This window comes from Kribbella sp. DT2 (genome assembly GCF_049844575.1).
Classification (GTDB): domain Bacteria; phylum Actinomycetota; class Actinomycetes; order Propionibacteriales; family Kribbellaceae; genus Kribbella.
This window is the reverse complement of sequence record NZ_JBNCLH010000014.1, coordinates 114,869-124,390: the sequence shown is the minus strand read 5'-3', so window position 1 is coordinate 124,390 and position 9,522 is coordinate 114,869. Positions and strand designations below refer to the sequence as shown.

The window sequence follows — 9,522 nt, the reverse complement described above, 5'->3', positions numbered from 1 at the left end:
CGCCCGTTCTTCCCTCGTCGGTCGGTCGCTGCGCTCCCTCCCTCCTCAGTCCAGAACGGGCGGCCCCAAAACCTTTGTGGTGCTCGTGGGCCGGGGCGGGCACGATGAGCGTCACCCAAGAGCTGGAGGAGACCCCGGTCCGCAACGGGATGCTGCGCTACGCCGTGAGCAAGGCGGGTGGGGCGTTGCTCAGCATCTCGATGGTGATCGTGGCGACGTTCTTCCTGTTCCGGCTGCTGCCGGGTGACCCGGTGCGCGCGCTGGCGCAGGGCCGGAACATGACGCCGGAGCAGCTCGACCTGGAGCGGCACCGGCTCGGGCTGGACAAGTCGTTGCCCGAGCAGTTCTTCCAGTTCGTCAAGCAGACCGTGCAGTTCGACCTCGGTACGTCGTACGAGTACAAGCGGCCGGTGCTCGACCTGATCGGGGAACGGATCGGGTCGACGCTGCTGCTGACCGGTACGGCGCTGGTGATGGCCGTCAGCCTCGGGATCTGGCAGGGCGCGCGTGCGGGCTGGAAGCCGGGCAGCCGGTTCGACAAGTTCTCCACGGCGATCTCGCTGGTGCTCTGGTCGGTGCCGACGTTCTGGCTCGGGCTCCTGCTGCTGATGGTGTTCGCGGCCGGCGTCGGGCCGATCCCGGGCATCTTCCCGACCCGCGGGATCGAGAGCGTCGACGCGCCGGACGGGTTCGGCTACATCCTCGACGTGGCCAAGCACATGGTGCTGCCGTGCCTGACGATGGTCGCCGTCGTCTACGCGCAGTACCTGCTGGTGATGCGGTCCTCGGTGCTCGACGAGGTCGGCCAGGACTATGTCACCACGGCCCGCGCCAAGGGGCTCAAGGACGACGACATCCGCCGCAAGCACGCCGTACCGAACGCGCTGCTGCCGACCGTCACGCTGGTCTTTATGCGGATCGGCTTCGTCGTCGGCGGCGCCGTCACGGTCGAGGCGATCTTCAGCTGGCCGGGCCTGGGGCAACTGTTCTACGAGGCGATCCGAGTGCCGGACTTCACGTTGATGCAGGGCACGTTCCTGCTGATCACGGTGTCGGTGATCGTGATGAACACCCTGGCCGACGTCGTCTACCACCTTCTCGACCCGAGGGTGAGGTCCGCATGAGTGTCACCTGGACCCGGCGAAAGCGTTCCCTGCAACGGTTCTGGGACGACTTCCGGCACCACCGGACCGGAGTCGTCGGCCTGGCGATCCTGGTCCTCGCCGTCGTGCTCGCGCTGGTCGCGCCGCTGTTCATCGACTCCGGCGTGACCAACGTGGTCAGCGGAACCGGCGAGAAGATGGCGCCGCCGAGCTGGGACGCGCCGCTCGGCACCGACGAGTCCGGCCGGTCCGTGCTGCTGATGATCTGGTGGGGATCCCGTACGTCGCTGCTGATCGGCTTCCTCGCGGCCCTGCTGAGCATGGTGATCGGGACCGTGCTGGGCATCGTCGCCGGGCACTTCCGCGGCTGGATCGGCGCGATCGTGCTGCGAATCACCGACTGGTTCCTCGTGCTGCCGTCGCTGGTGACCGCGCTGGTGCTGGCGGCGATCCTGGGCGGCAGCACGGCGACCATCGTCGTCGCGATCGGCGTCACCTCGTGGCCGTCGACCGCGCGGCTGCTCCGGGCCCAGACCCTCGCGGTCGAGGCCCGGCCGTACATCGAGCGGTCGACCGCGCTCGGCGGCGGGCACTGGCACATCGCGACCCGGCACGTGCTGCCGAACGTCGCGCCGTTGCTGCTGGCCAGCACGACGCTCGAGGTCGCGAGCGCGATCGTCACCGAGTCCACGCTGGCCTTCCTCGGCATCAGCGCGAACAAGACGTCCTGGGGGACCATGCTGCGCGGCTCGTACGACTGGGGCGCGGCGACGTCGGGCGCGTGGTGGTACATCCTCGTACCGGGCCTGTGCATCGTGGCCGTGGTGATGGCGTTCACGCTCTGCGGCCGCGCGCTCGAAACGGTGCTCAATCCGAGACTGCGAGGCGCGCGATGAGCCTGCTCGAGCTGGACGACGTGTCGGTGACGTACAAGATCGCGGGCGGTGAGGTGCCCGCCGTACGGGGTGTGTCGCTGGCTGTGGACGCGGGTGAGGCCCTCGGGATCGTGGGGGAGTCGGGATCGGGCAAGTCGTCGCTCGCGATGGCGATCCTGCGACTGCTGCCGCGGGACGCCGCGATGGGCGGCCGGATCCTGCTCGAAGGTGATGACGTGCTGACGATGTCGTGGGGCAAGTTGCGCGCGGTCCGCTGGGCCGAGGCGTCGATCGTCTTCCAGGGCGCGCAGCACGGACTCAACCCCGTACGGCGGATCGGCGAGCAGATCGCGGAGCCGCTGCTCGTGCACAAGCTCGCCGGTCCGGAGAAGGCCCGGCGCCGGGTCGCCGAGCTGCTGGAGCAGGTCGGGCTGCCGGCCTGGCGGTCGCGGAGCTACCCGCACGAACTGAGTGGTGGCCAACGGCAACGAGTGATGATCGCGATGGCCTTGGCCTGCGAGCCGCGGCTGATCATCGCGGACGAGCCGACGACCGCTTTGGACGTGATGGTCCAGGCGCAGGTGCTGACGCTGATCCGCGAGCTGGTCGCGGCGGAGGACATCGCGTTGCTGATGATCTCGCACGACCTGTCCGTCCTGGCCGACCTCTGCGACCGGCTCGCGGTGATGTACGCCGGGCGCGTGGTCGAGACCGGTCCGTCGGGCGGTGCGTTCGCGCACCCGTACAGCCGAGCGTTGTCGACGGCGTTCCCGACGATCGGCGACCCGGCGTCGCGGCTGGCGCCGAAGGGGCTCGGTGGGGATCCGCCGGATCCTTCGGAACTGCCGTCGGGGTGCGTGTTCCATCCGCGCTGCCCGGTGGCGCTGGAGACCTGCTCGACGGTCGAGATCGAGCTACGGCCGGCGGGCGACCGTCGTACGGCGGCGTGCGTGCTGGTGGGGGAGGGCTGATGCTGGAGGCAAGGAACCTGTCCGTCGAGTTCGCGGCGCGGGGGCGACGGGCGCGGGCTGTCGACGGGGTCAACCTGGCGGTCGGTGCGGGCGAGATCGTCGCGCTCGTCGGCGAGTCCGGCTGCGGCAAGACGACGCTCGCGCGCACGCTGCTCGGGCTGGAGAAGCCGGCCGGTGGCGAGGTCGTGTACGACGGCCGCCCGCTCAGCTACAAGACCCGCGCGTTGAAGGCGTACCGGCGGCGGGTGCAGCTGGTCCTGCAGGATCCGACCGGGTCGCTCAACCCGCGGCAGACGGTGTACGAAGCCGTTGCCGAAGGCCCCCGAATCCACCGGCTGCCGGACGAGGAGAAGGTCGTCGCGGACGCGCTGTCCCGAGCCGGGCTGAGGCCGCCTGAGCGTTTCTTCCTGCGCTACCCGCACGAGCTGTCCGGCGGTCAGCGCCAGCGCGTGGTCATCGCCGGGGCCCTGGCCCTCAACCCTCAGGTCCTGATCGCCGACGAGCCGGTCGCGTCCCTCGACGCCTCCGTCCGTGGCGAGATCCTCGCGTTGCTCCTGAAGCTCCGCGACGACCTGGGACTGTCCGCCCTCGTCGTCACCCACGATCTCGGTCTCGCCTGGAACATCGCCGACCGGGTCGCGGTGATGTACCTCGGCCGCATCGTCGAGTCCGGGCCGACCGAGGAGGTCCTGCAGAACCCTCAGCACCCCTACACCAAGGCGCTGCTCTCGGTCCTGCCCGAGTCACCGGAGAAGATCGTCCTCACGGGCGAACCGCCGGACCCGACCCGCATCCCGTCCGGCTGCCGCTTCCACCCGCGCTGCCAGGTGGTCGTCGCGGAGTGCCGCACGGTGCCGTTGGAGATCCTGCCGCCCGCTGTGTCGCAGCAGGCCGCGTGCCACCTCCTTAAGCTGGACGGGTGAGAGTCGAGTCGGTCAACCACGACAGCAGGCACAACTTCAGCAAGCCGCCGGTGCCCGAGATCATGCTGATCGAGGGCCTCGGCGTCGAAGGTGACGCCCACGCGGGCGCCACCGTCCAGCACCTCCACCTGATCGAGGTCGACGCGGCCGCCCCCAACGTGCGCCAGGTCCACCTGATCCAGTCCGAGCTCTTCGCCGTACTGGACGCAGCCGGCTACCAGGTGGGCCCCGGCGACCTGGGGGAGAACGTCACCACCTCAGGCGTCGACCTGCTCAACCTGCCCACCGGCACTGAGCTCCACCTCGGCGACACCGCCGTCGTCACCCTGACCGGCCTCCGCAACCCGTGCAGCCAGATCAACAAGTTCCGCAAGGGCCTGCTCAAGACGATGCTCCACAAGGACGCCGCCGGCGAGGTCGTCCGCCTCACCGGCGTGATGTCGGTGGTGAACCACGGCGGCACCGTCCGCCCGGGCGACCAGCTGAAGGTCGTCTACCCGGACGGCCCCCACGAACCGCTCGACCTGGTCTAGAGCCGGCCGGCCTTCTTCAGGGACAGGTAGGTGTCGGCCAGGGCCGGGGCGATCTGGTCGGGGTTTTCGTCGACGACGGTGACGCCGGCTCGGGTGAGGACGGCGGTGACGCGTTCTCGGTCGAGGCGGGAGCGGGCGGCGGAGGCGGCGCCGTACAGCTCGATCAGGTCGGAGCGGGCGGACTCGAGTTCGTCGAGGCGCGGGTCGGCGACAGAGGCCAGTACGACGACGTGGCGGCGGAGGAGGGGGCCGATGACGGGGAGGAGGGACTCCTCGATGACGGCGGGTTCCAGGCCGGTGAGGAGTACGACGAGCGAGCGTTGGCCCAGGCGTTCGAGGGTTTGCGAGACGACGACGCGGAAGTCGGTCTGGACCAGCTCGGCGTCGACGTTGGCGAGGGCGTTCACGAAGGACGGCAGCACGTCCTCCGGAGCAGGGCGCCGTACGTCGGCTCGTACGGCCGAGTCGCAGGCCAGCAACGACACCCGGTCGCCGGCCCGCGTCGCCAGCGCCGCGAGCAGCAGCGCGGCGTCCATCGCGTGGTCGAGCCGTGGGGCGTCGCCGACGCGACCTGCGGACATCCGGCCGGAGTCGATCACGATGGCGACCTGCCGGTCCCGCTCCGGCCGCCAGGTCCGCAGTACGACGTTGCTGCGCCGCGCAGTGGCCCGCCAGTCGATGCTGCGGACGTCGTCACCCGGCACGTAGTCGCGCAGCGAGTCGAACTCGGTCCCCTGACCCCGTACGAGCAGAGCGGTCCGCCCGTCCAGCTCACGCAACCGGGCCAGCCGCGACGGCAGGTGCTTGCGGCTGTTGAACGGCGGCAGCGCCCGCACGGTCCACGGCGCCTCGTGCGACCCCTGCCGCCCGGCGAACCCAAGCGGTCCGATCGACCGGATGGTCACCCGGTAAGCCTTCCGGTCACCACGCCTTGTCGGTACCAGATGAGTGACCAGCCGCCGTCGCTCACCACCGGGCAGGTCCAGCTTGTGCGGAGGATCCTGTACGCCGGCCGACGGCGGCCATGCGTCCCGCAGCAACCCCCTGACCCGGCGGCCCGGGTTGGCGACCAGCAGCGTCACCGTGGCCGGCTGCCCGAGCCGCACCGCGGTGTCCCCGTCGCGGGTGAGCTGCAGCCGCCGCGGCGACCCCGCCAGCAGCAGGTCGACCAGGCACACCATCAGTACGACGGCGACCACCACACCGACGCCGGACCAGCTCGGCATCGCCAGTGCGACGAAGAGAACTCCCAAGCCGGCCAGCACCCCGGCCCGGCCAGTGACAACCATCAGCGTGGTACCGGAACCGTGGCAAGCACGCTCTCCAGTACGGCGTCCGCGGTGACGCCCTCCAGCTCGGCCTCCGGCCGGATCTGCACCCGGTGCCGCAGGCAAGGACGCGCCATCGCCTTCACATCGTCCGGGATCACGTAGTCGCGTCCGGACAACCACGCCCACGCCCGAGCGACCGCCAGCAGGGCAGTGGCGCCACGCGGCGACACCCCGAGCTGCAGCGACGGCGACTGCCTGGTCGCCCGGCACAGGTCCACCACGTACGCCAGCAGGTCCTCCCGTACGGCGACCCGTCGTACGGCAGCCTGTCCGGCCAACAGGTCCTCCGGCCCGGCCACCGGGCGGATCCCCGCCGCGGCCAGGTCTCGCGGGTCGAACCCCTGCGCGTGCCGAGCCAGTACGGCGATCTCCGCGTCCCGCGGCGGCATGTCCAGCGTCACCTTGAGCAGGAACCGGTCCAGCTGCGCTTCGGGCAACGGGTACGTGCCCTCGTACTCGATCGGGTTCTGGGTGGCGGCGACGACGAACGGCGACGGCAGCTTGCGCGGCTCGCCGTCGACGGTGACCTGCCGTTCCTCCATCGCCTCCAGCAGCGCGGCCTGCGTCTTCGGCGGCGTCCGGTTGATCTCGTCGGCCAGCAGGATGTTCGTGAACACCGGGCCGGGGCGGAACTCGAACTCGCTGGTCTTCGCGTCGTACACCAGCGACCCGGTGACGTCACCGGGCATGAGGTCGGGCGTGAACTGCACCCGCTTGGTCTCCAGCCGCATCGCCATCGACAGGGCCCGCACCATCAGCGTCTTCGCCGTACCGGGCACGCCCTCCAGGAGCACATGGCCACGGCAGAGCAGGGCGAGCACCAGGGCGGTCACCGCGGTGTCCTGGCCGACGACGGCCTTGCCGATCTCCGCCCGCAGCTCGACCAGTGCCTGCCGGGCCCGCTCGGGGCTCACCTCAGCGGTCGTGGACGTCACGGGCTACCTCCTGGGTCAGTACTTGCAGTGCGTCGGACAGGGAGAGCAGTGCGGCGTCGTCGACCGGAGGCCCGCCGTAGAGGATGTCGTACAGCATGGCCGGGTCCAGACCGGTCCGGGCGGCCAGGGCGCTCACCACAGCGTTCGGCTCGGCCCGGCGCGGGATGCCGTGGACCTTGTAGATCTTGCCGAGCGCCGACTCGCGCAGTGCGGCGGCCGCTCGGTCCCGGGCGCGTGAACGCCGGTAGAGCCGCGCCCTGCCCTCAGTGGTCTCAGCTGCGTGTACGACGACCGGCAGCGGCTCCGGTACGACGGGACCGAGCCGGCGGCCACGCCAGAGCGCTACGACGAGCAGGGCGAAGGCCAGTGCCCAGGCGATGTACCGGACGTCCGGCGGGATCAGCGGCGGGCCGTCGTCCTCACCGGCGTCGTCGAAGGTGGAGGACTCGTACTGCGGCAGGTACCAGACCAGTTCGGGGTGCGTGCCGAGCAGGTTGAGCGCCAGTGCCGCGTTGCCGTCCTCGGCCAGCTCGGCGTTGGTGAAGGTCTGCTGCGTCCCGATCACGTCGACGATCCGGTCGTCCCGCTCCATCCGGATCACGGTGGCGTTGACGCCGTCGCCGTAGCAGGACTCGGCCTCCGACGGCGCGCTGTACGTCGTACCTCTCACCGTCACTGTGCCCGCCTTGACCGCCGCAGGCAGAGCGCAGTCGGGGGACCGGCTACCGGCCGGCAGGGTGGAGCTGGCGTTCTCGATGCCCGGGGCAAGAGTCTCCAGGGCCTCGCGGTCCGGCCGGACCAGGATGAGGTGGTCCCAGCCCGACGACGCGATGCGGCGCCAGTCGCTGCTGCTCAGGCTTCCGGACGGCCCGATCAGCAACGCCCGGTCGGCTCCGCTACCAACGGCGTCGTCCAGGTTCTCCGTACCGGTCACCTGGACGCCGTGGTCCTCCAGCAACGTTGCCAGAGCCTTGGCGCCACTGGCCTCGGACGAGTCGGGGCTGAAGGGACCCGAGGTCCGCGCGGCCGTCGCGACCATCAGGATGACCACACCGAGCACGATCGCGCCAGTGACGAGCAGGGGCACCCGCAGAGCCCGCCAGCCCTCGCCGACGCTCCGCCCGACCGGTGTGCTCATCCCTGCACCAGCGCCCTCGTGGAGACGCGGCGAGCCGCCTCGTCCGCGGCAACGACCGCGGCGTAGCGCTCCGGCGTACCGGGGCGGTTGCCGTAGACAACTTCGGTGAAGACATCCGCGGCAGGCCGCAGCGGGTCGCGCAGTGCCGGGACCGCCCGGCCCGCGTCAGCAACAGCCTCGTACGCCGTCCGGCCGGCACGCTCGTCCAGCACAGTGCGCTCTGTCAGCTCAGCCACACAGGCGCGGAACCTGCTGCGTACTGCGGCGGTGTAGTCGCCCGCAGCGGCCTCCTGCTCGGCCTGCGAGCGGTACTGCGCAGCACTGCGAGGGCGCTCGGTGTCGAACACTGCCTGGCTGGTCTTACCGCCGGAGGTCCGCAGCACACCAGCTCTCCACAGCACGACAACAACGATCAGGGCGATCAGCCCGAACAGCAGGATCAGTCCCGTACGGCCGTCGGCGCTCGGACTGACCACACCGTCCAGCAGGTCGGCGATCCACTCGAACACCTTCTGGACCGCCCTGCTGACCAAGGAGTCACCGGCCTGGCCGTAGACCGGCTTGGACAGCTCCCGGGCGGCTTCGGCCGCGGCGTCGTCCCGGCTGATGTCCACCGGGGGTTCGAAAGGAATCAACGTTGCCACTCCGTCGGTCCGGGCACGGTCGGTCGCAGGGAGGGCCGCATCCACAGGTCCAGGCCCTCACGGCGTACTCGGAGATCCAGGTAGATCAAGGCCTGTACGGCGGACATGAAGGCCAGGCTGGCGATCAGGGTGGCCACGGTGGCGACACCCGCCGCGGCGGCGACCGCGATGCCGACGACCAGCGCGGCGTCACCGCCGCTGCTGTCGACCCAGCTGCCCAGCGTGAGGACCAGCGTGGTCACACCGAACTGCAGGGCGTAGCTGACGATGTTGACCACCACACCGCCGAACAGCAGCACACCGAAGACCCGCCAGAACCTGCCCTTGACCAGGTACCACGAACGCTTGAGCGCACCGAAGACACCAACCCGGGCAGGGACGTAGAGGCCGACGTCCGGTGCGTGCTTGCCCTCCATCAGCACCACCGTCCCGGCCAGCACCAGACGGATGCCGAAGATGATCACCAGCACGGCGCCGACCAGGATCAGCACCACCGAGATCAGCCCGGCCGCGTCCGACGAGATCGCGGCGTCCGCACCGAGGCCGATTCCGAAGACGCTCAGTCCCCAGCCCGCCAGCAGGACGACGAACGACAGCGACTGCAGCAGCCCCACCGCGGCCAGTGCGGGCAGTGCCGGACGGACCAGCCGCAGCAACTCGCGCGGTCCGAGCCGCCGGCCCAGCTGACTGCGCACCGCGGCCAGCGCGATGATCCCGGCGAGCATGCTCGACACCACCGCGAACAGCACCAGTTGCACGCCGTACATCAGCAGCAGAGCGGCACCGGCCTGCTCCAACGGGTCGTCCTCACCGAACAGCGCCCCGATCCCGCCCGGCACCGTCAGCTGCGTCAGACCGGCCTGTACGGCGGCCAGCGCGATCCCCGCCAGCACGGGCAGGCCCAGCATGATCGCCTTGTTCTCCGAGATCGTCCGGGCGGCGTTGTCGAGCAGGTCGGCCGGCAGCCAGGGCCGCAGCGGCTCGCCGCCGTCCTCCCGTACGCCGAGGTCGTCGCGCACGCCGTGCCTCCCCTCGTGTCCCCGCCCCGGGTTGTCCCCCGGGCACGACT

The 9,522-nt window shown here is 70.6% G+C and carries 10 protein-coding genes; 5 read left to right on the top strand and 5 right to left on the bottom strand.

Features of this window, described 5'->3' with window-relative positions; genetic code table 11:
* The first annotated feature begins 104 nt into the window (after positions 1-104).
* Genes ACLQ2O_RS39450 through ACLQ2O_RS39430 form a run of 5 tightly spaced genes read left to right on the top strand, consistent with a single transcriptional unit; the run spans position 105 to position 4,405 of the window.
* Positions 105-1,124, top strand: a complete 1,020-nt coding sequence (locus ACLQ2O_RS39450) for an ABC transporter permease (RefSeq protein WP_425842607.1) — start codon at positions 105-107, stop codon at positions 1,122-1,124.
* Positions 1,121-1,999: an ABC transporter permease gene (locus ACLQ2O_RS39445; RefSeq protein WP_425842606.1), complete on the top strand. Its 879-nt coding sequence runs from the start codon at positions 1,121-1,123 to the stop codon at positions 1,997-1,999. Before ACLQ2O_RS39450 ends, ACLQ2O_RS39445 begins: the two co-directional genes overlap by 4 nt.
* Positions 1,996-2,949: an ABC transporter ATP-binding protein gene (locus ACLQ2O_RS39440; RefSeq protein WP_425842605.1), complete on the top strand. Its 954-nt coding sequence runs from the start codon at positions 1,996-1,998 to the stop codon at positions 2,947-2,949. Before ACLQ2O_RS39445 ends, ACLQ2O_RS39440 begins: the two co-directional genes overlap by 4 nt.
* Positions 2,949-3,872 (top strand): ABC transporter ATP-binding protein, encoded by a 924-nt coding sequence (locus tag ACLQ2O_RS39435; protein WP_425842604.1) that lies wholly within the window; start codon positions 2,949-2,951, stop codon positions 3,870-3,872. The genes ACLQ2O_RS39440 and ACLQ2O_RS39435 overlap by 1 nt, the downstream gene beginning before the upstream one ends.
* The gene (locus ACLQ2O_RS39430; protein WP_425842603.1) at positions 3,869-4,405 is read left to right on the top strand and encodes an MOSC domain-containing protein; all 537 of its coding nucleotides are present in this window, start codon (positions 3,869-3,871) and stop codon (positions 4,403-4,405) included. Before ACLQ2O_RS39435 ends, ACLQ2O_RS39430 begins: the two co-directional genes overlap by 4 nt.
* Here the strand turns inward: ACLQ2O_RS39430 and ACLQ2O_RS39425 are convergent.
* From ACLQ2O_RS39425 to ACLQ2O_RS39405, 5 genes are read right to left on the bottom strand one after another with little or no spacing between them, the layout of a single operon-like run.
* Entirely contained in the window at positions 4,402-5,694 is a 1,293-nt protein-coding gene (locus ACLQ2O_RS39425) for a DUF58 domain-containing protein (protein ID WP_425842602.1), read from the bottom strand. The genes ACLQ2O_RS39430 and ACLQ2O_RS39425 overlap by 4 nt on opposite strands.
* Positions 5,694-6,671: an AAA family ATPase gene (locus tag ACLQ2O_RS39420; RefSeq protein WP_425842601.1), complete on the bottom strand. Its 978-nt coding sequence runs from the start codon at positions 6,669-6,671 to the stop codon at positions 5,694-5,696. Before ACLQ2O_RS39420 ends, ACLQ2O_RS39425 begins: the two co-directional genes overlap by 1 nt.
* A complete protein-coding gene (locus tag ACLQ2O_RS39415) occupies positions 6,652-7,809 on the bottom strand; it encodes a DUF4350 domain-containing protein (RefSeq protein ID WP_425842600.1) in 1,158 nt (385 codons plus the stop codon). Before ACLQ2O_RS39415 ends, ACLQ2O_RS39420 begins: the two co-directional genes overlap by 20 nt.
* The gene (locus tag ACLQ2O_RS39410; protein WP_425842599.1) at positions 7,806-8,453 is read right to left on the bottom strand and encodes a DUF4129 domain-containing protein; all 648 of its coding nucleotides are present in this window, start codon (positions 8,451-8,453) and stop codon (positions 7,806-7,808) included. Before ACLQ2O_RS39410 ends, ACLQ2O_RS39415 begins: the two co-directional genes overlap by 4 nt.
* Positions 8,441-9,472: a hypothetical protein gene (locus ACLQ2O_RS39405; protein ID WP_425842598.1), complete on the bottom strand. Its 1,032-nt coding sequence runs from the start codon at positions 9,470-9,472 to the stop codon at positions 8,441-8,443. Before ACLQ2O_RS39405 ends, ACLQ2O_RS39410 begins: the two co-directional genes overlap by 13 nt.
* Positions 9,473-9,522: the final 50 nt, after the last annotated feature.

Excerpts from the sequence above, each read along its gene's own strand:
- ACLQ2O_RS39450 (WP_425842607.1), top strand. The coding sequence starts at position 105 with ATGAGCGTCACCCAAGAGCTGGAGGAGACCCCGGTCCGCAACGGGATG.
- ACLQ2O_RS39445 (WP_425842606.1), top strand. The coding sequence starts at position 1,121 with ATGAGTGTCACCTGGACCCGGCGAAAGCGTTCCCTGCAACGGTTCTGG.
- ACLQ2O_RS39440 (WP_425842605.1), top strand. The coding sequence starts at position 1,996 with ATGAGCCTGCTCGAGCTGGACGACGTGTCGGTGACGTACAAGATCGCG.
- ACLQ2O_RS39435 (WP_425842604.1), top strand. The coding sequence starts at position 2,949 with ATGCTGGAGGCAAGGAACCTGTCCGTCGAGTTCGCGGCGCGGGGGCGA.
- ACLQ2O_RS39425 (WP_425842602.1), bottom strand. The coding sequence starts at position 5,694 with ATGGTTGTCACTGGCCGGGCCGGGGTGCTGGCCGGCTTGGGAGTTCTC.
- ACLQ2O_RS39415 (WP_425842600.1), bottom strand. The coding sequence starts at position 7,809 with ATGAGCACACCGGTCGGGCGGAGCGTCGGCGAGGGCTGGCGGGCTCTG.